Genomic DNA, 20944 nt, shown 5'->3' with positions numbered 1-20944 from the left:
GGCCTGGAGAGAGCAGGCCCCTCTGATTGGTCAGCAGAACGGAGTAGCGGGCACATGGTGACGTGTTCCGGACTCGAGGAACCCTCCGCCAGATCGCAAACGTCAGCCCCGTCGCCTGCGCCTCCCGGCCAGCCACCGGCCCTTGGATGCTGTCGCATCGACTGGAAAACCTTGTGGGACAGGGTCAGAGGCACCGCAAAGGCACCGCCGTGTATCGAACCCATCACCCTTCCCGTACCTGTCTCGGGTGGCGCTGGTCTCGCCCCGGTTCACGGTGCAGAGCAACCGGCCACCCCAAACAGGTCCGATCCCGACAGCGCCACCCTCGACCGCCCCACATACGCCAGGTCGGACGCCGACCACTGATGGCTCCGCCCACGCAACGATCCGATACGCTGGCCCGGTTTGCCGTATCTGGCCTCATCGGTGAAAATCGGGGCATCCCCCCGATTTCCTGCGAGTGCCGATGCACCATGACACCGACCTGATCAACATCGTGGCCGTTGGCCTGGGGCTCGCCTTCATCTTCGGCGCGCTGGCCAACAAGCTCCGCTTGTCTCCCCTGGTCGGTTACCTGGTTGCTGGCATCTGCGTAGGCCCGTTCACCCCCGGCTTCGTCGCCGACCAGGCGCTGGCCAACCAGCTCGCCGAGCTGGGCGTGATGCTGCTGATGTTCGGCGTCGGCCTGCACTTCTCGCTGAAGGACCTGATGGCGGTCAAGGCCATCGCCATCCCCGGCGCCATCGGCCAGATCGCGGTGGCCACCCTGCTCGGCTGGGGCGTGGCCTCGCTGATGGGCTGGCCGGCGATCCATGGCGTCATCTTCGGTTTCTCGCTGGCCACCGCCAGTACCGTGGTGCTGCTGCGGGCGATGGAGGAGCGGCGCCTGCTGGAGACCATGCGCGGCAAGATCGCGGTCGGCTGGCTGATCGTGGAAGACCTGGCCTGTGTGCTGGCACTGGTGATGATGCCGGTGATGGCCGGTGTGTTCGGTCCCGACGCGGCCAAGGAATCGCATTCGCTGGGCAGCGTGCTGGCCGACATCGGCTGGACCTTCGTGCAGCTGGGCCTGTTCGTGGCGGTGATGCTGGTGGTCGGACGCCGGGTCATTCCGTGGATCCTGGAACGCATCGCCGGTACCGGTTCGCGCGAACTGTTCACCCTGTCCGTGCTGGCGATCGCGCTGGGCGTGGCATTCGGCTCGGCCATGTTGTTCGGCGTCTCGTTCGCGCTGGGCGCGTTCTTCGCCGGCATGCTGCTCAACGAATCGGAGCTGAGCCACAAGGCTGCGCACGATTCGCTGCCGCTGCGCGACGCATTCGCGGTGCTGTTCTTCGTCTCCGTAGGCATGTTGTTCGACCCCAACATCCTCGTCCAGCACCCGTGGCAGGTGCTGGCCACCGTGCTGATCATCATGTTCGGCAAGTCGGCCGCTGCGTTCTTCATCGTTCGCGCGTTCGGGCATCCGACCAGCACTGCGTTGACCATCTCGGCCAGCCTGGCGCAGATCGGTGAGTTCGCCTTCATCATCGCCGGCCTCGGCGTGGCACTGCAGATCCTGCCGAAGGAAGGCCAGTCGCTGGTACTGGCCGGTGCGCTGGTGTCGATCATGCTCAACCCGCTGGTATTCGGGCTGCTGGACCGTTGGCAGGCCAAGCAGGAACAGTCGCCCCAGGCCGCCGAGCCCGAAGAGGCCACCGGTCCCTCGCGTGACCTGCATGACCACGCCATCGTGATTGGTTATGGCCGCGTGGGCAGCGAACTGGCCCAGGTGCTGCGTGACCGTGGCGTGCCGGTGCTGGTGATCGATGACAACAAGGAGCACGTCGAGCAGGCGCACGCCAAGGGCCTGGCGGCGATCCGCGGCAGCGCCGCCGCCGACCGGGTGCTGGCCGAGGCCCATCCGGAGCGCGCGAAGATTGCGGTGCTGGCCATTCCGCAGCCGCTGGAAGCCGGTGAGGCGCTGGCCAAGCTGCGCGCGATCAATCCGGACCTGACCCTGCTGGCGCGCGCGCACAGCGATGCCGAAGTGAAGCATCTGCTGGAGCACGGCGCCGATGGCACGGTGATGGCCGAGCGCGAGCTGGCCTATTCGCTGGCGGAGATGATCATGTCCACGCCGCCGTACCGGAATCTGGGGCAGCACAGCATTCCGGTGGTGTGAGAGGTGTGGGTGCGGCAGGGCTTGCAGCCCTGCACCTGCCGAGGCAACGGCAAAAGCAAAGGCTGACTATCCGTGGGATGGCGGGGTGGGTCCGGTTGCAGGGGACGCCGTGAATCCGTCCATGGAGGCTCGGTCGCGCCATCCATGGCGCTCACGCCCCTGCAACCGGACCCACCCCGCCTTCGACAGTTCGCCGATGCTGTTGGTGGGTGTCGACCTTGGTCGACACGGCGGCGCAAAAAAATCCCCGGTCGACCCGCATCGACCGGGGATCTGGATCGCCACGTTGCCATGCCTTGGAGAGGCAGTTCCACCGTAGCGCATCGCGGTGCCGGTGGTGATCGCCTGTAGCGATGACGACCAAGCGCGTGGCTATCAGGCGCCGGCCAGGGCCTGTTCCAGGTCGGCGCGCAGGTCGCCGATGTGCTCGATGCCGATCGACAGCCGCACGGTGTCTTCGCTGACGCCGGCCTTGGCCAGTTCGGCGGCATCCAGCTGGCGATGGGTGGTGGAGGCCGGATGGGTGGCCAGCGACTTCGCATCGCCCAGGTTGACCAGGCGGGTGAACAGCTTCAGCGCATCAAGGAAGCGCGCGCCGGCTTCACGGCCGCCGGGCAGGCCGAAGGTCAGTACGCCCGAGCCGTGTCCCCCCAGGTAGCGCTGCGCGGCGGCGTGCTCCGGGTCGTCGGCCAACCCGGCGTAGCGTACCCAGGCCACCTTGGCGTGCGCCTTCAGGAACTGCGCGACGGCCAGTGCATTGGCGTTGATGCGTTCCATGCGCAGGGCCAGGGTCTCGATGCCCTGCAGGATCAGGAACGCATTGAACGGCGACAACGCGGCACCGGTATTGCGCAGCGGGACCACGCGCGCGCGGCCGATGTAGGCCGCCGGCCCCAGTGCTTCGGTATAGACCACGCCGTGGTAGCTGGGGTCGGGTTGGTTGAGGCGGGCGAAACGCTTCGGCTGCGCGGCCCAGTCGAAGCGGCCGGAGTCGATGATCGCGCCGCCGAGGCTGTTGCCGTGGCCGCCCAGGTACTTGGTCAGCGAGTGCACGACGATGTCGGCACCGTGCTCGAACGGGCGCAGCAGGAACGGTGTGGCCACCGTGTTGTCCACGATCAGCGGCACGCCGGCGGCATGCGCGACCTCGGCGATGGCGGCAATGTCGGTGACGTTGCCACGCGGGTTGCCGATCGATTCGACGAACACCGCCTTGGTGCGCTCGTCGATCAGCGCGGCGAACGCGGCCGGATCGGCGGGGTCGGCGAAGCGCGCCTGGATGCCGTACTGCGGCAGCGTGTGGGCCAGCAGGTTGAGGCTGCCGCCATACAGCGCGCTGGAGGCAACGATGTTGTCACCGGCCTCGGCGATGGTCTGGATGGCGTAGGTGATCGCGGCCTGCCCCGAGGCCAGTGCCAGCGCGCCGATGCCACCTTCCAGCGCGGCCAGGCGCTGCTCCAGCACGTCGGTAGTGGGGTTCATGATGCGGGTGTAGATGTTGCCGGGCACCTTCAGGTCGAACAGGTCGGCGCCGTGCTGGGTGTCATCGAAGGCATACGCCACCGTCTGGTAGATCGGCACCGCCACCGCGCGGGTGATCGGGTCGGGACGGTAGCCGCCGTGCACGGCCAGGGTTTCCAGTTGCCACTGCGGGTCGCTCATTGCGCCAGGCTCCATCCGGGGAAACCGCCACGATAGGCCAGGCACGGCGTGGCACTGAGAGCCGCTGGCGATGACGCCAGTACCGCCGGTTATCAGGTTGGCCGCGATTCAGGCAGCCGTCATGGGCCGTTGCTAGGCTTCGCCGCCGGGCGCTCCTGTCCGGGCACGGAGGCCCTACGCGCATGCAGCCATCCCCTTGGACACCCACCGCCAACGGCACGCCGACACCGGTCCTGCTGGTGGAAGACGATCGCCGCCTGGCCGAGCTGGTCAGCGATTACCTCCACGAACATGGCTTCGCCGTGCAGCACGTCGCGCGTGGCGACCTGGCCGGTGCGGCCTGCCGCCAGCACGCACCGGAACTGGTGGTGCTGGACCTGATGCTGCCCGGCCTCGGCGGCATCGACGTGTGCCGGCAGATCCGCAGCTTCTCCGACGTGCCGATCCTGATGCTGACCGCGTGCGAGGACGACATAGAGCAGGTACTGGGCCTGGAATCCGGCGCCGACGATTACGTGCACAAGCCGATCGAACCGCGCCTGCTGCTGGCCCGCCTGCGTGCCCTGCTGCGGCGCCGCCATGGCAGCAGCAACACCGGCACGCCCTGCCGCCTGATGCACGGCGAACTGCTGATCGACCGCATGCAGCGCGAGGTGCATCTGCATGGCCAGCCGGTAGACATGGGCACCACCGAATTCGAGATCCTGTGGCTGCTGGCCAGCCAGCCGGGGCAGATCCTGTCGCGCGACCAGATCCTGCAGGCGGTGCGCGGCATCGGCTTCGACGGCCTGGACCGTAGTGTCGATGTCAGCATCGGCAAGCTGCGCCGCAAGCTGGGCGATGACGCGCGCGAACCGCGGCGGATCAAGACCGTGTGGGGCCGCGGCTACCAGTTCAACCCGTCGGCCTGGACCGCATGAAGCGGCTGTTCCTGTGGCTGTGGTTCGTCACTGGTGCCTGCTTCCTGGTGTCGGTGTTTTTCCTCAACCACATCCTGGACGGCATCTACACGCCTGTGCAGGATCGAGTGTTCGTCGAGCAGGTGCGCGGGCAGGTGTACGCCCTGCGCAGTGGCCTGGCCGGCCTGGACGCCGGCCAGCAGCGTGAGCGCCTGCAGCAGTGGCAGCCACACTACGGCATCGCGCTGACCCTGCTCGACAGTCCGCCCGCGCTCGCCCCCCAGGAACAGGCAGCCGTGAAGGCTGATGGCTTCATCGTGCGCGATCAATACCAGCAGGTCCTGCTGCCCATCGAAGGCATCGGAGGCCGCTGGCTGCACCTGCGCCTGCCTGGCGCGGTGCAGATGACGACGTACATGACAATCGCGGCATACCTCAGCATCCTGCTGCTGGTCGGCGCCAGCCTGTACGCCTGGGTGCGCCTGCTCTGGCGCGATCTTGAAGCGCTGCGCCTGCACGCCGACCGCATCGGTGCCGGTGATCTGCAGGCGCGCGCACAGGTCTCGCCGCGCTCGCAGATCCGGGTCATCGTCGAACATTCCAACCGCATGGCCGCGCGCGTAGCCGAACTGGTGCAGCGCCAACGCGACCTGACCCATGCGATCTCGCACGAACTGCGCACGCCGATCGCGCGCGTGGCCTTCGGCCTGGACCTGATGCAGGACAGTGATGATCGCGAACGCCGCGAACGGCTGGCACAGGGCCTGCACGGCGACCTGGCCGAACTCAACCGGCTGGTCAGCGAACTGCTGGCCTATGAGCGCCTGGAACATCCCAGCGAAGGCGAACCGCTACAGCGCATCGAAGCCAACGACTGGCTGCAGGCCTGCCTGGCCGATGTGCGTCGTGATGCCGAACGTGCCGGCGTGGTCCTGCGCGTGCAGCCCAGTGCATTGCCACGGGTGGATGCCGAGCCGCGCCTGCTGCAGCTGGCGTTGAGCAATCTGGTGGGCAATGCGCTGCGCCACGCGCATTCGCAGGTGGAAGTCTCGCTGGTCGGTGTCGGCGGCCGCGCCTGCCTGCGCGTGGACGACGACGGCCCCGGCATCGCCGAAGCCGATCGCGAGAAGGTGATGCGGCCGTTCACCCGCCTGGACGACAGCCGCAGCCGCGACACCGGCGGCTTCGGACTAGGCCTGGCCATTGTCAGCCGCATCGCCGCCCGCCACGGTGGCGAGCTGCGCATCAGCCGCGCCACGCTGGGCGGCGCGCGCCTGGAAATGCACTGGCCGCTGGCTGCCAGCTGAACGCCCACGGGCGCCATTACAGTTGATTACAACTCCCGCACAACTGCGGACGGATCGGTCGCCGGCATATCGCCACGCTGGCAACCCTGCAGGACACGCCGGATGCGCGTGCTGCTTTCCTCCCATTGTCGAGAGTTTCCATGTCCCAGCTTCGCCGTTCCCCCGCCCTGCTCTGCCTGGCCCTGTCGCCGCTGTTCGCGGCCCCGATCGCCCACGCCAAGGATGACCACTGGACCTTCGAGCTCGCCGCTGGCGGTGGCGTGACGCCTCGCTACAGCGGCAGCGAGGAGTATCGTGCAACGCCTTCGCTGTCCTTCGATGTCACCTCGCCAGGGGGCTGGTTTCTGGGCACCAGTGGCATCGGCTGGGGCACGTCCATCGGCGAGCACACGCGCGTGCGTGCCTACGTCGGCGCCAGCGGCATCCGCAAGGAAAAGGACTCCCTGCTCGGTGGTTCGGACTTCCTGCGCGGCATGGGCGATATCGATACCCGTCCCCTGGTCGGCATCTCGGCTGGTTATACGCTGGGCGAAGCCGTGCTGAGCGGTTCCTGGCAGTTCACCCGCAAGGATGAGGACAAGGCCGAGAACGGCCTGGCCACCCAGCAGGTGCACTTGAACCTGACCATGCCGCTGTTCGACCTGGCCGGTGGCGTGGTCAGCGGCAGTGTTTCCACCGACTACGGCAACCGGGGTTACATGCAGACCTGGTACGGCGTCAGTCCGGAACAGGCGGCGCGCACCGGCTTTGCCCAGCACAAGCCGAAGGCCGGCCTGGTCAGCGCCGGTCTCGGCCTGAAGTGGAGCCACCGCGTGGGCCGCAACGGCAACTGGTACATCTCGGCCGAAGGCACGCGCCTGCTTGGCGATGCCGCCGACAGCCCGATCGTGCAGAAGGCGAACCAGTTCGGCTTGATGAGCGGTTATACGCACCGCTTCTGAGTGAGCGCCGGGCATGGCCCGGCGTACTTCGCAGGAAACGGGGCGCTGCGATCAGGCAGCGCCCCGCATGATTCACGCCCTGGCGAACACCAGATGGCCGCCGTCGTTGCCGACTTCGATGGTGTCGCCGTTGACGAAGGCACCGGAGAGGATCTTCTGCGCCAGCGGATTTTCCAGCTGTGCCTGGATTGCCCGCTTCAACGGACGCGCGCCATACACCGGATCGAAACCGACGTTGCCGAGCAGGTCGAACGCTGCATCGGACACCAGCAGCTTCAAGCCACGCTCAGCCAGGCGCTTTTCCAGGCCACGCATCTGGATGCGCGCGATCTGCTTGATCTGCTGCTTGTCCAGGGGGTGGAACACCACGATGTCGTCCAGGCGGTTGATGAACTCCGGGCGGAAGTGCGCCTGCACCACGCCCATCACCGCCGCCTTCATCTGTGTATAGGCCTCCGGGCTGTCGTCGGTGCTCATGTCCTGGATCTGGTGCGAGCCCAGGTTCGAAGTCATCACGATGACGGTGTTGCGGAAGTCCACGGTGCGGCCCTGGCCATCGGTCAGGCGGCCATCGTCCAGCACCTGCAGCAGGATGTTGAACACATCCGGATGCGCCTTTTCCACTTCGTCCAGCAGGATCAGCGAATACGGGCGGCGACGCACGGCTTCGGTCAGGTAGCCGCCTTCCTCGTAGCCGACGTAGCCCGGAGGTGCACCGATCAGGCGTGCGACGCTGTGCTTCTCCATGAACTCGCTCATGTCGATGCGGATCATCGCGTCGGCGCTGTCGAACAGGAACTCGGCCAGCGACTTGCATAGCTCGGTCTTGCCGACACCGGTTGGGCCAAGGAACAGGAACGAGCCGGCCGGACGATTCGGATCAGACAGACCCGCACGCGAACGGCGCACGGCATCGGAGACGACCTTGATTGCTTCCTCCTGGCCGACCACGCGGTTGTGCAGCACCTCTTCCATGCGCAGCAGCTTGTCGCGCTCGCCTTCAAGCATCTTGTTGACCGGGATGCCGGTCCAGCGCGACACGACCTCGGCGATCTCCTCGTCGGTGACCCGGTCCTGTACCAGCTTGAAGTCCTTGTGCTCGGCTTCCTGGGCGGCGGCCAACTGCTTCTCCAGCTGCGGCAACAGGCCGTACTGGATCTCGCTCATCTTGGCGAAATCCTGGCGGCGCTGCGCGGCTTCCAGCTCCAGCTTGGCCTGCTCGACCTGTTCCTTGATCTTGGTTGCGCCCTGCAGCGCGGCCTTCTCCGACTTCCAGATTTCATTGAGATCGGAGAACTCGCGCTCCAGCGCATCGATGTCGTTCTCCAGATCGGCCAGGCGCTGCCGCGAGGCCTCGTCCTTTTCCTTCTTCAACATCTCGCGCTGGATCTTAAGCTGGATCACCCGGCGTTCCAGGCGGTCCAGTTCCTCCGGCTTGGAGTCGATCTCCATGCGCAGGCGCGAGGCCGCCTCGTCCATCAGGTCGATGGCCTTGTCCGGCAGCTGGCGGTCAGTGATGTAGCGGTTGGACAACGTGGCCGCCGCCACGATGGCCGGGTCGGTGATTTCCACACCGTGGTGCACGGCGTACTTTTCCTTCAGCCCGCGCAGGATCGCGATGGTGTCCTCCACCGTGGGTTCGCCGACGAACACCTTCTGGAAGCGGCGCTCCAGCGCAGCGTCCTTCTCGATGTACTTGCGGTATTCGTCCAGCGTGGTGGCGCCGATGCAGTGCAGCTCGCCGCGTGCCAGCGCCGGCTTCAGCATGTTGCCGGCATCCATCGCGCCATCAGCCTTGCCGGCGCCGACCATGGTGTGCAGCTCGTCGATGAACAGGATGATCTGCCCTTCGTTCTTGGCCAGGTCGTTGAGCACGCCCTTCAGGCGCTCCTCGAATTCACCGCGGAACTTGGCGCCGGCAATCAGCGCGCCCATGTCCAGCGACAGCACGCGCTTGCCGCGCAGGCCCTCGGGCACTTCGTCGTTGATGATGCGCTGGGCCAGGCCTTCCACGATCGCGGTCTTGCCCACGCCGGGTTCGCCGATCAGCACCGGATTGTTCTTGGTCCGGCGCTGCAGCACCTGGATGGTGCGACGGATCTCCTCGTCACGGCCGATCACCGGGTCGAGCTTGCCGCTCTCGGCACGCGCGGTCAGGTCGATGGTGTACTTCTCCAGCGCCTGCCGCTGCTCCTCGGCGTTCTCCGACTGCACGTTCTCGCCGCCGCGCAGCTTGTCGATGGCCGCCTGCAGGCGGGTCTTGTCGGCACCGGCGGCGCGCAGCGCCATGCCCAGCGTGCCGTTGTCTTCCAGCGCGGCCAGCACGAACCACTCGCTGGCAATGAAGGCATCCCCATTCTGCTGAGCCAGCTTGTCAGTGTGATTGAGCAGGCGGCCGAGGTCATTACCCATCGAAACGTTGCCGGCCTGGCCGGACACCTTGGGCAGCGCATCCAGCGCCTCGGTCAGGCGCTCGCGCAGCACCGGCACGTTCACCCCGGCCTGGGCCAGCAACGGGCGCGTGCTGCCGCCCTGCTGGTCCAGCAGCGCGCTGAACAGGTGAACCGGTTCAATGATGCTGTTGTCACGGCCCACGGCCAGCGACTGTGCGTCTGCCAGCGCCTGCTGGAAACGCGAGGTGAGCTTGTCCATCCGCATTGCGAATCCTCATCGGTCATCAGGGCCGGCCCGCGCCGGCGATGCTGGAAAGATGCGGTTGCCCCACCCCGTTTCAAGGGTGACTGCGACTGCACCCCGAGGCCAGTCAGCCTGCGGCCAGCATGCCGGAGTGGGTGTGGTCGGCGCGTTGATCCGGATCAGTTCCGCGCGGTGGACGGGTTCAGCGGGTGATCGCGGTGCGGATCGCCCGCAGCTGCTGCTTGACTGCCCGCGCCTGCGCCGGATCCATTCGCAGCAGCGCCTTCTGGCCGATCGAGCGCGACTGCAGGGTGGGATCGACGAAGCGGTAACGGCCGCGCTCATCGCGCTGCACCAGCGGCGCCTGGGTCAGTTCCGGGGTCTCCAGCAGGTGATCGATCATCGCGACCAGGCGGTCGTTGAAATAGCCCTCCGGCCGGCCAAGGTCAACATAGGCCTGCTGGATCAGCGGATAGAAGCGCTTGTAGGCGGTAGCCGTCGCCGCCGGGTCCAGCACGGTGAATGCCTGCACATAGGGCGCATAGCGTGCCCCGTTGCTGGCAGCGATCCGCCCGCCGCCCTCAGCGGGCTCGACCTGCAGACTGCCCGGCAGCGGCCGTGCGGCCAGCGCAGTGGGCGGCACACTGGGCTTGTCCAGGTTGTCGACCTGAGTGACCAGGCGCTGGATCAGGTGATCGCGCAGCAACAGGGTCAGCGGGCCCTCGCCCTGGAACAGCTGGCTCAGTGCGCCCCAGGCAGCGGCATCGCTGTCCGCCAGCTTCGGCAGCGCCGGATCGGCGGCGGCTTCGGCGTCCAGCGGATGCTTGATCGGCGGCGGCGCTGGCGCGGGTTCTGCGGCCGCCTGCGGTTGTGGCGGTGTGCTGGTACTGGCAGGGGTTGATTGCACCGGCACCGAGACACCGTCTGCCAGGCTCTTCAGCTGATCGCGGAACAACCAACCGCCCGCGCCACCGATCACCACCACACCCAACACCCAGGGCCATACCGCCTTTCCACTCTGCATGATGCAGCACCTCGTTTCACACGCATGGAGAAGGTGTGACCCCACCGATTCCAGCGGGTTCCCCACCTGTTCCGCTGCCGTTCGGGTTCGGGCCTGCAGCAGAGCCGCGCTCACGCCTGCTTTGCACGCCACGCGCGACGCTGCGGGTCTTGTCCTGTGGAGGCACTGCCATGCAGTACGCGCTGTATTACTGGACTGGCATCCAGGGCCGTGGCGAGTTCGTGCGCCTGGCGCTGGAAGATGCCGGCGCCGATTACATCGACATGGCGCGGGTGCACGGCGATGCAGTGATGCAGCCGTTCCTCGACGGTGGCAGCGAAGGTGCGCAGCCCTTCGCACCGCCGTTCCTGAAGGCCGGGCGACAAGTCATCGCGCAGGTCGCGGCCATCCTGGATTTTCTCGGCCCGACGTTGGACCTGGTGCCGCAAGCGGCCTCGCGGCGGATGCAGGCACTGCAGTTGCAGCTGACCATCGCCGACCTGGTGGCAGAGGTACATGACACCCACCATCCGATCGCCGCATCGAAGTACTACGAAGAGCAGAAGACCGAAGCCAAGGCCCGGGCCACGTCGCTGCGCGGCGAACGGTTGCCGAAGTTCCTTGGTTACTTCGAACAGGTGCTGGCCGCCAACGGAGGCCGACATGCATTGCGCGAGCATTCCTATGTGGATCTGTCGCTGTTCCAGCTGCTGAGCGGGCTGGACTACATGTTCCCGCGCCGCATGCAGGCACTGGCGCCGACCCTGCCCCTGCTGCGTGCGCTGCAGGAGCGGGTGGCGAAGCGGCCGAACATCGCCGCCTACCTGCGCTCGGAACGGCGGCTGGCGTTCAACACCCAAGGCATCTTCCGCCACTACCCCGAGCTGGATGGAGCGCGCTGATACCGCCGCCTGCAAGTCCTGTTGTAGAGCCGAGCCATGCTCGGCTCAGAGCAGCCGAGCGCAGGCTCGGCTCTACAACATCCCGAGGCGGAAAGAGATCGGTAGCGCCGGGCCATGCCCAGCGTCCCCGGTCAATGATCGGTGCCGTCACCCAGCGGCTTCACCGCCTGCTTCTGCAGCGACAACAACCCCAGCAGCACCGCCAGTGCCACATAGGCGCCCGCGAACTGCCAGCTGATGATGCGCGCCAGGCCTTCCAGATCCCACGGCAGGTAGATGCCGCCGCGCGGGTCCACCGAGTGGATCAGGCCGAACAGGGTCAGCACCGCCGCCACCAGCAGGAAGCCACAGGCGCGGCGCAGGCGTCCATCGACCATCGCCGCCACCGCCGAGATCCACAGCATCGAGGTGATGATGAAGCCGTTGCCAAGGGTGAAGATCACCGCCAGCTCGGGCAGGCCGTGGCCGTCGAGCTTGGTCAGCAGCTGCGGCAGCTGGTCCGGGGCAATCCAGCCCGGCGCCTTGATCGCCAGCAGGTAGGCCACGGACGGCAGGAAACCGAACACCATCGCGCCGGTGTGGTGACGTGGCGTGGCCTGGAAGGCCTGGGTGGTGATGTCGATGGCCACGTACACGATGATCGGTGCCAGCACCGCCAGCGGCAGCCACTGCACCAGCCCAGAGATGATGCCGAGCATGCCGCCGATGCCGACGAACAGGCCGGTCAGCAGCGTGTAGCCGCTGCGTGCGCCCATGTGCTTGTAGGCCGGCTGGCCGATGTACGGCGTGGTCTGCGCAACGCCGCCGCAGACACCGGCCACCAGCGTCGCCACCGCTTCCACCAGCAGGATGTCGCGGGTGCGGTAGTCATCACCGGCCGCACGTGCGCTCTCGGACACATTGATGCCACCGACCACCATCAGCAGGCCGAACGGCAGCAGCAGCGGCAGGTAGGTCATCGCGGTGGGCAGGCCCTCAAGGAAGCCCAGCGTCGGCAGCGGCAGCACCACCTGCGGCGGCACCCATTCCGGCACATGGAAGCCCGGTGCACCCAGCCCGGCCACGCCGAGGCCATAATACAGCACGGTGCCGAACACGAAGGCCAGCAGCACGCCCGGGCCACGCACCGGCAGCCTGCCCTTGGCGATCAGCACATACAGCAGCAGGCCCAGCGTGGTGAAGCCGACCAGCGGCGAGCGTAGCGTTTCCAGCAGCGGCAGCAGGCCCATCAGCACCAGCGCGATGCCGGCAATGGAGCCCAGCAGCGCCGCACGTGGCAGCGCGCGGGTGACCGCTTCGCCGAAGAACGACAGCACGAACTTGAGCACGCCCATGATGACCAGCGCGGCCATGCCCAGCTGCCAGGTGGCGATGCCCGCCGCGTGCGGGTCCATGCCCTGCTGCTTGAAGGCGAGGAAGGCCGGGCCGAGCACCAGCAGCGCCATGCCGATGCTGGTCGGCGCATCCAGGCCCAGCGGCATGGCGGTGACATCGTCGCGGCCGGTACGTGCGGCCAGCCGGCGCGCCATCAGGGTGTACAGCAGGTTGCCGACCAGCACGCCGAAGGCCGTGCCGGGGAACATGCGGCCGAACACCACGTCGGCGGGGAACTGGAAGATCCCGACCAGGGCCATGGCGATGAAGCCGAGGATGGAGAGGTTGTCGACGACCAGGCCGAAGAAACCGTTGAAGTCACCGGCGACGAACCAGCGACGCGGTGCGGCGGAAGCGGGAGCGGACATGGAAGGGGCGGTGGGGGTGGGGACCGCCGATGGTAGGCCCAGCGGGGCCGGCGCGCCAATTCCGTCGTGGAATGATGGGTTCCAGCCAACGGCGGGGCCCCTCGTGGCTGGGTTGGTCGCGGACAGCGGACCTCAGCGGGTGGGCCGGGCGGGTAGGCTGCGCAGGGGTCGCTGCAAGTACGTCCCTGTAAGCTCGGTCGCCGCATCCATGCGGCTCACGCCCCTGCACAGCCTACCCGCCCGGCCCCTGACAGTTTCCTGCGCGTGCCAGCCACGGAAAAGAATCAAAAGATCAAAAGCAAAGGCAGGCTCTCTTTGTAGAGCCGAGCCCATGCTCGGCTGCTGTACGCGAAGCCTCTCAGCTGAGCATGGCTCGGCTCTACAGAAGATCATTCCGATCATTCTTTCGTTCATCCACGCATGGCGTGGATCCACCGTGTCGACCAAGGTCGACACCCACCAGTGCAATATCCCGTTCCGGCAGATTGCAGGAAGCTGTCGAAGGCGGGGTGGGTCCGGTTGCGGGGGCGTGAGCCGCATGGATGCGGCGACCGAGCTTACATGGACGTACTTGCAGCGTCCCCCGCAACCGGACCCACCCCGCCTACTCACGGCAAACCTGCTTTTGACCTTGCTTCGGCGGTTGCGGTGGTTTCGGCGGGTGCAGGGCGCAGCCCTGCATCGACTCCCCCCTACTTCTTCAGGAAATTGTCCACCAGCAGATGCTTCACGTCGTCGAAGCGGCCATTCAACACCGCCTTGGCCGCGTACAGCGCCGTGCCGGCGACCTGCTTGGCCTCGATCTGCGGCGGCATCACCAACTCTGCGCGGCTGGTGTGCACGTCCAGCAGTGCCGGGCCGCGCTGCGACAGGAAATCCTGCACCGCTTCCTCCAGATCCTCACTACGGGTCACCGTGCGGCCGTGGAAGCCGATCACCTCGGCCAGGCGCCCGAAATCCGGGTTCTTCAGATCGGTGTAGTTGTCCAGAAGCCCTTCCACCTTCTGCTCCAGCTCGACGAAGTTCAGCGAGCTGTTGTTGTACACCACCACCTTGATCGGCAGGTTTTCCTGCACTGCCGTCAGCAGGTCGCCCAGCAGCATTGCCAGGCCTCCGTCGCCGGACAGCGATATCACCTGGCGGCCTGGGAACGCCTTCTGCAGGCCCAGCGCCTGCGGCATCGCGTTGGCCATCGTGCCGTGCAGCAAGCTGGTCAGCGTGCGGCGGCGGCCATTCACCCGGATATGCCGCAGCACCCAGACCATCGGCGAGCCGCCGTCGGCGGTGAACAGCGCATCGTCGGTCGCATACTTCGACAGCAACGCGGTCAGGTGCTGCGGGTGGATCAGCTCGCCTTCACCCGGCTGTTCTTCCTGTTCGCGCTTCTTCAGCGCCTTGTCGCGACGCTCGATGCACTCGTCCAGGAAACTGCTGTCCTCGCGCGGCGGCAGCATCGGCAGCAGCGCATCCAGCGTCGGCGCGATATCGCCCACCACACCCAGGTTCACCGGGTGGCGGCGGCCGAGGTGGCTGCCATCGCGGTCGACCTGGATGATCGTGGCCTTGTCGGGGTAGAACTGGCCCCAGGCGAAATCGGCGCCGAGCAGCAGCAGCGTGTCGCACGCCATCAGTGTGTGGAAGCCGGATTCGATGCCGAAGATGCCGGTCATGCCCATGTTGTACGGGTTGTCCGGCTCGACAAAGTCCTTGGCGCGCGAGGTGTGCGCGATCGGTGCCTGCAGGCGCCGGGCCAGTTCCAGCAGCTGCGCGTGTGCGCCCTGGCAACCGGCACCCGCGTAGACGCCGATGCGCTTGCCCTGCCCCAGCAGCTCAGCGATGCGCTGCAGTTCGGCGTCGGAGGGGCGCAGTACCGGCTGGGTGTAGTGCACCGAGAACGGCACATCGTGCTTCACCTCGGCCTGGCTGATGTCGGCTGGCAGGATCACCACCGCCACGCCGCGGCGGCTGATCGCGGCCTGGCAGGCCAGCGTGACCACGCGGCGTGCCTGTTCGGCGCTGTGCACCTGCTCGCAGAACACCGAACAACTGGCGTACACCGCCTTGAAGTCCACTTCCTGCGGGAATTCCATGCCCAGCTCGCTGGTCACCACCTGGCTGGCGATCAGCACCATCGGCGCGCGGTTGCGGTTGCTCTCGAACACGCCGTTGATGAAATGCAGGCTGCCGGGGCCGCAGGAGCCGGCGCAGGCGGTCAGCTCGCCGCTGACCAGCGAATCGGCGCCGGCGGCAAAGGCTGCTACTTCCTCATGCCGCACGTGCACCCAGGCAATGTCACTACCATGCATCGCATCGGTCACATGGTTGAGCGTATCGCCCACGATGCCGTAGCAACGGCGGACACCGGCCTGCTGCAGGGCGTCCACCACGATTTCGGCCACGCGCTTGCTCATCGGATACATCCTCGAACGGGGGAACGTCCGAGGCTAGACCCGTAGAAGTGATGCCTCCGCAAAAAAAGGGGACGGAGGGAATTAAGTCGTATGTGCCACAAACGACTTAATTCCCTCCGTCCCCTTTTTTCAGTCGTTGACGTTGATCCAGCCTTCCACCGCGACGTGCTTCGGGTTGCGGTAGCGCAGCTTCACCCAGCCGTCCTGTTCATCCAGAAGTTCCACGCGATCGCCCTGCACGAGGTAACGCTTGGTGCTGGACGCACCGGGCCGGTCGAACAGGAACAGGCGCGCAGGTACCACGGTGGCCTGCTGACCACGCAACGGCCCATCCGGTGGTGCACCCAGGCCATCGGCAATGGCGCTCTCCAGCACACGACCGGCGGGGTCATAGGTGCGCCAGACCGCCAACGGGCCCTGCTCGTCGGTCTGTTCCCAGTGCAGCGCGGCGTTCAACGTATCGCCCAGCATCAGCACGCTCTCGGCGCGGTACAGATAGAGTTTCGCGCCATCAAACCGATACTGGTCGGTGTACCACATCGGGCCGCTGCGGCAGTTGCTGGTCAAGGTCCGGCTCGGACGGTCGACATTCAGCCCCATCAGGTCACCGCAACTGTCCTTGCCGTGGGTGTCGGCCTGCAGCGCTCGGAACCCGGCACTGGCCGGATCGAAGCGATACACCGTCACCGCTTCGTTGACCATGCCCACCGATGCACGCGCAATCAGTTCCGGGTAGCCATCGAAATCGACGTCCTCCAGACCCCAGCGCGAATTGCCGTCGGCATCGGCCGCGCCCGCCAGCGTCTGGCGCTTTCCCGACGGCGACAGCTGCACGGCGATGCTGCCATCCTGCTGGGGATCGGCGTGCGCCTGCACGTGCGCGGCCACCTGGAACCGCAGTGTTTCGACGTCGTCGCCACTGGCCTGCGCCGACGGTGCCAGCAATCCCGCCAGCACCAGGCCCAGCACGCATTCCCTGTGTTTCATCATCGGTCCCTGCGGCACCGCGGTGGCGCCTTCAACTCAGAACGATACCTCGACCGGCTGCCGCGACCACAGCACCGATTGATGCTGGGTCTGCTGCTTCCACGCCAGGCGGATCGCTTCGATATCGGCGCGGCGCTGCGGGGTGTCCTCGTGCAGCACCACCAGCACCTTGGTGCGCAGGCGGTTGGGCGCGGCATCACCGCGGAACAGCCACTGGCCGTAGGCATCGAACACGGTCAGGCCATCCGGGAAGCGCGGGGTCACCTCCTTGTCCAGGAACGTGCGCCACTGCGCCTCGCTGATGGTGTCGGCCTGCGGGCGGTTGCCGGCGCCCTGCTCCTCGCCCACGCCGAAGTACAGCTCGCTGCGCACCCAGCCATGGCCGGCGGACGGGCGTGCGGCATCGCCCTTCAGTTCGGCGGTAGTGGCCGTGGCATAGGCACTGGGCGCCTGCGAAGAGAGGCTGGCACAGCCGCTGGTGGCCAGCAGCACGGCGAAGACGAGGCCAAGGTGTTTCATCGGTACAGCTCCGGGGAAGGGGGACAAGGCGAGCCGGCAGCGTACAGCGCCACCGGCCCGGCGTGCTGATGCCAACCGGGCATCAGCTCATGCCGGACCGGCAGGGGCTTGCATCGGCACCGGTCATCACGCGAAGATAATATATCGCTTCATCCGGATGGATGTAAGTGAAACTATCTCCCCCTTCCCCGTCGTCGTTGTTGCTGGAGTCCCCATGTCCGTCCGCCTGCCCGCGTCGCCGCTCGGCCTCGCCATCGCCCTCGCGCTTTCCTCCGCCGCCCTCCCGGCCCTGGCCCAGGACGCCACCAACCTGGACACGGTGATCGTCACCGGCACCCGTGCCGCCGACCGCACCGTGCTCGAATCCACCTCGCCAGTAGACGTGCTCACCGCTGAGGACATCCGCAAGGCCGGCGTGGTCAACGGTGAGCTGGGCAGCGCGCTGCAGGCGCTGCTGCCATCGTTCAACTTCCCGCGCCAGTCCAACTCCGGTGGCGCCGACCATGTGCGTGCCGCGCAGCTGCGTGGCCTGTCGCCGGACCAGGTGCTGGTGCTGGTCAATGGCAAGCGCCGCCACCACACCGCGCTGGTCAACACCGACAGCAAGATCGGCAAGGGCACCACCCCGGTCGACTTCAACTCGATTCCGGTCAGTGCGATCAAGCGCATCGAAGTGCTGCGCGATGGTGCCGGCGCGCTGTACGGCTCGGATGCGGTGGCCGGTGTGATCAACGTGATCCTCGACAACGGCGGCGACGGTGGCGAGATCGAGGCCAGCTACGGTGCCAACCACACCGACCTCAAGCCGATCGGTCGCACCCTCACCGACGGCCAGACCGGCAACATCAGCGCCAAGGTCGGCACCTCGCTGGGCGAAGACGGTGGCTTCCTGCGCTTCGGCCTGGAATACAAGCACCGCAACGGCACCAACCGCGCCGGCTTCGACCAGATTCCGCCGTGGGACCAGACCCCGGGCAACCTGGCGCTGCAGGGCAAGCGCAACTACGTGCTGGGCGATGGCAAGAGCAAGGACATCAATCTGTGGCTGAACACCGAGATCCCGGTGGGCCAGACCTCGACGTTCTACGCATTCGGTACCTTCAACCAGCGGGATACAGAAGGCGCGAACTACTTCCGCTACCCCGATGGCGATGCCAACTGGAAGGAGATCTATCCGAACGGTTACCGGCCGATCTCCGAAGGCGAGAACCGCGACGTGCAGGCCGTGGCCGGCGTGCGTGGGCAGTGGGGCGAATGGAGCTACGACGGCAGCCTGGATTACGGGCAGAACGACTTCACCTACCGCCTGCGCGACTCGCTCAACGCCTCGCTGGGCCCGACCAGCCCGACCCGTTTCAAGACCGCTGACTACGAATACGCGCAGACCGTGGGCAACCTCGATCTGAGTCGCGTGTTCACCCAGAGCGAGAGCATCAGCCACACCCTGGGACTGGGCGTGGAAGCGCGCCATGAGCGCTACCAGACCCGTCCCGGCGACCCGGCCAGCTATGCGGCCGGCCCGTACACCGACCGCCCGACCGGTTCGCAGGCCGGTGGCGGCCTGACCCCGCAGGATGCGGCGCGCCTGTCGCGCGATGTCGCCAGCGCCTATGCCAGCCTGTCCAGCCAGTTCGGCGAGAAGTTCTCCACCGATCTGGCCGCGCGCTACGAGCACAACGACGATTTCGGCGGTGAACTGACCGGCAAGCTCGGCCTGCGCTACGAATTCACCCCGGCGTTCGCGTTGCGTGGCGCCATCTCCAACAACTTCCGTGCGCCGTCGCTGGCGCAGATCGGCTACGAGTCCACCTCCACCGGCTACAACGCTGGCGGTCAGCTGGTGCAGGGCCGCTTGTTGTCGGTCAACAATCCGATCGCGCGCGGCCTGGGTGCGCAGAACCTGAAGCCGGAAAAATCGATCAACACCTCGCTGGGCTTCACCAGCCGCATCGGCGAGCATTTCGACCTGTCGCTGGACTTCTTCCAGATCGACATCGACGACCGCATCGCGCTGTCGGAGAGCATCACTGGCGACGCACTGACCGACTATGTGGCCGCCAACTACGGCGTCAGTGGCCTGCAGAGCGCCAGCTTCTTCGTCAACGCCGCCGACACCCGCACCCGCGGCGCCGAACTGGTGAGCAACTGGCGCCAGTCGCTGGGCGATGGCCAGCTGCTGCTGACCGGCACCTACGCCTACACCAAGACCACGCTGAAGAACGTGCTGGCCACGCCCGCGCAGCTGCGGGCACTGAACCCGGACTACGTGCTGTTCGGCATCGAAGAGACCAACACGCTCACCGACGCCACGCCGCGCACGCGCGGTAGTTTCTCGGCAGCCTGGAGCAACGACCACTGGTCGCTGAGCAGCCGCGTGAACCGCTACGGCAGCGCCACCCGCGTGTTCAACTTCGGTGACGGCTACATCCCGCGCCAGACCTACCAGGCCGAGTGGCAGCTGGATGCCGAAGTCGAGTACCGCATCACCCCGCAGTGGAGCGTGGCCATCGGCGGCCAGAACCTGACCGACAACTACCCGGATCGATCCAACAGCGATATCCACTACTTCGGCAACCTGCCGTACGACGTGCTGTCCCCGATCGGCAGCAACGGTGCGTACTACTACGGCCGCGTCCGCTATACCTTCTGATTGCTCTGGGTGTAATTGCCTTGGGTGGGTGCGGACCGTTGGTCCGCACTGCCTGGGTTCAATGCAGGCTGACCCTTTGTGCCAACCAACGGTTGGCACCCACCGGAAGTGATCGCTCTCGGTGGGTGCGGACCGTTGGTCCGCACTGTCTGGGTTCAATGCAGGCTGACCCTTTGTGCCGACCAACGGTCGGCACCCACCGGAAGTGATCGCTCTCGGTGGGTGCGGACCGTTGGTCCGCACTGCCCGGGTTCAATGCAGGCTGACCCTTTGTGCCGACCAACGGTCGGCACCCACCGCAGCAAGGCCGTAGCCTGCCCTCGACCCCACGTACACGCCCACGCTGGCAAGCTGGGCGTCATGGCTGAACCGCTCCCCCTGCGTCCGCCACCTCCATTGCTGGACGATGCCTGCGCGTTGTTCCTTGATGTAGATGGCACCCTGATCGAATTCGCTGCACGCCCGGATGCCGTGCAGCTGCTGCCAGATGTGCGTGAAGCCATCGGCCGCATCAGCGACCGCCTGGAAGGTGCCGTGGCACTGGTCAGTGGTCGCCCGCTTGAACAGCTGGATCAACTGTTCGCTCCCCTGCAACTGCCTGCCGCCGGCCTGCACGGCCATGAGCTGCGTGGCCAGGATGGTCGTGTGCTGCGCGACGAACACGACGACGACACCGCCGAATGGCTGCACGCACTGCACCAGCAGGCGATGCGCTTCGCCCACGGCCATCCCGGCGTGCTGGTGGAAGACAAGGGCGTCGGCCTGGCCCTGCACTGGCGCGGCGCGCCGCATGCCGCCAGCGATGTCCGCGCCTTCGCAGACCGCCACGTGCGTGGTCGTGCCAGCTACCGCCTGCAACCGGGCGACCATGTGGTCGAGTTCGTGCCCGTCGGCACCGACAAGGGCCGTGCCGTGCGCCGGATGATGCAGTACCTGCCGTTCCGCGGCCGCCTGCCGGTGTTCATCGGTGATGACCTCACCGATGAATTCGGCTTCGACGCCGCCAACGTCCAGCATGGCTGGAGCGTGCTGGTGGGCGAGCGGGAACCCAGCAAGGCGGTGTTCGCACTGCCCGACATACGCAGCGTGCACGCCTGGCTGCGTGAGAATGCCTATTGAC

General features: G+C 66.7%; 14 protein-coding genes. 7 read left to right on the top strand and 7 right to left on the bottom strand.

The features are described 5' to 3' along the window. Positions 1-466: 466 nt before the first annotated feature. Complete coding sequence (ybaL, locus tag N5D20_RS14915) at positions 467-2164, top strand: YbaL family putative K(+) efflux transporter (protein WP_049481763.1); 1698 nt, start codon at positions 467-469, stop codon at positions 2162-2164. Positions 2165-2539: 375 nt separating this feature from the next. On the opposite strand, the gene N5D20_RS14910 is transcribed toward ybaL, so the two are convergent. Further along, positions 2540-3826, bottom strand: coding sequence for an aminotransferase class V-fold PLP-dependent enzyme (locus tag N5D20_RS14910; protein WP_197579779.1), 1287 nt, complete (start codon positions 3824-3826; stop codon positions 2540-2542). Positions 3827-4008: 182 nt separating this feature from the next. Here N5D20_RS14910 and N5D20_RS14905 point away from each other — a divergent pair, with 182 nt between their 5' ends. The 3 genes from N5D20_RS14905 (at position 4009) to N5D20_RS14895 (ending at position 6973) form a co-directional block, all read left to right on the top strand. Beyond that, positions 4009-4746, top strand: coding sequence for a response regulator transcription factor (locus N5D20_RS14905; protein WP_043400508.1), 738 nt, complete (start codon positions 4009-4011; stop codon positions 4744-4746). Beyond that, positions 4743-6032 carry an ATP-binding protein gene (locus tag N5D20_RS14900; protein WP_197579778.1) on the top strand — a complete coding sequence of 430 codons (1290 nt, stop codon included), beginning with the start codon at positions 4743-4745 and terminating at the stop codon, positions 6030-6032. The genes N5D20_RS14905 and N5D20_RS14900 overlap by 4 nt, the downstream gene beginning before the upstream one ends. A gap of 140 nt (positions 6033-6172) precedes the next feature. Further along, positions 6173-6973, top strand: a complete 801-nt coding sequence (locus N5D20_RS14895; protein ID WP_197579776.1) for a MipA/OmpV family protein — start codon at positions 6173-6175, stop codon at positions 6971-6973. A gap of 72 nt (positions 6974-7045) precedes the next feature. Here the strand turns inward: N5D20_RS14895 and clpB are convergent, their stop codons facing one another. Both clpB and N5D20_RS14885 read right to left on the bottom strand, forming a co-directional pair. Further along, positions 7046-9631 carry an ATP-dependent chaperone ClpB gene (gene clpB / locus N5D20_RS14890; RefSeq protein WP_197579774.1) on the bottom strand — a complete coding sequence of 862 codons (2586 nt, stop codon included), beginning with the start codon at positions 9629-9631 and terminating at the stop codon, positions 7046-7048. 181 nt (positions 9632-9812) lie between these two features. Further along, the gene (locus N5D20_RS14885; protein ID WP_197579772.1) at positions 9813-10634 is read right to left on the bottom strand and encodes a DUF3014 domain-containing protein; all 822 of its coding nucleotides are present in this window, start codon (positions 10632-10634) and stop codon (positions 9813-9815) included. A gap of 170 nt (positions 10635-10804) precedes the next feature. On the opposite strand from N5D20_RS14885, the gene N5D20_RS14880 reads away from it, so the two are divergent. Beyond that, positions 10805-11515, top strand: a complete 711-nt coding sequence (locus N5D20_RS14880) for a glutathione S-transferase (RefSeq protein WP_197579771.1) — start codon at positions 10805-10807, stop codon at positions 11513-11515. Positions 11516-11646: 131 nt separating this feature from the next. On the opposite strand, the gene N5D20_RS14875 is transcribed toward N5D20_RS14880, so the two are convergent. From N5D20_RS14875 to N5D20_RS14860, 4 genes are all read right to left on the bottom strand, one after another. Then, a complete protein-coding gene (locus N5D20_RS14875) occupies positions 11647-13257 on the bottom strand; it encodes a hypothetical protein (RefSeq protein WP_197579769.1) in 1611 nt (536 codons plus the stop codon). 692 nt (positions 13258-13949) lie between these two features. Further along, positions 13950-15668: a thiamine pyrophosphate-dependent enzyme gene (locus tag N5D20_RS14870; RefSeq protein WP_197579570.1), complete on the bottom strand. Its 1719-nt coding sequence runs from the start codon at positions 15666-15668 to the stop codon at positions 13950-13952. Between the two features lie 129 nt (positions 15669-15797). Continuing rightward, on the bottom strand, positions 15798-16655 hold the full coding sequence (locus N5D20_RS14865) for an SH3 domain-containing protein (RefSeq protein WP_197579569.1): 858 nt from the start codon (positions 16653-16655) through the stop codon (positions 15798-15800). A 36-nt stretch (positions 16656-16691) separates the two neighbouring features. Further along, entirely contained in the window at positions 16692-17174 is a 483-nt protein-coding gene (locus tag N5D20_RS14860) for a DUF3574 domain-containing protein (protein WP_197579568.1), read from the bottom strand. 214 nt (positions 17175-17388) lie between these two features. Between N5D20_RS14860 and N5D20_RS14855 the strand changes: the two genes are divergently transcribed. Together N5D20_RS14855 and otsB are read left to right on the top strand one after the other, a co-directional pair. Further along, a complete protein-coding gene (locus tag N5D20_RS14855) occupies positions 17389-19824 on the top strand; it encodes a TonB-dependent receptor (protein WP_197579567.1) in 2436 nt (811 codons plus the stop codon). 360 nt (positions 19825-20184) lie between these two features. Further along, positions 20185-20943, top strand: coding sequence for a trehalose-phosphatase (gene otsB / locus N5D20_RS14850; protein ID WP_049437277.1), 759 nt, complete (start codon positions 20185-20187; stop codon positions 20941-20943). Position 20944: the final 1 nt, after the last annotated feature.

The sequence above is a fragment of the Stenotrophomonas sp. GD03877 genome (assembly GCF_029840555.1).
GTDB classification, from domain to species: domain Bacteria; phylum Pseudomonadota; class Gammaproteobacteria; order Xanthomonadales; family Xanthomonadaceae; genus Stenotrophomonas; species Stenotrophomonas geniculata.
This window is presented reverse-complemented; position numbering and strand designations above follow the sequence as displayed.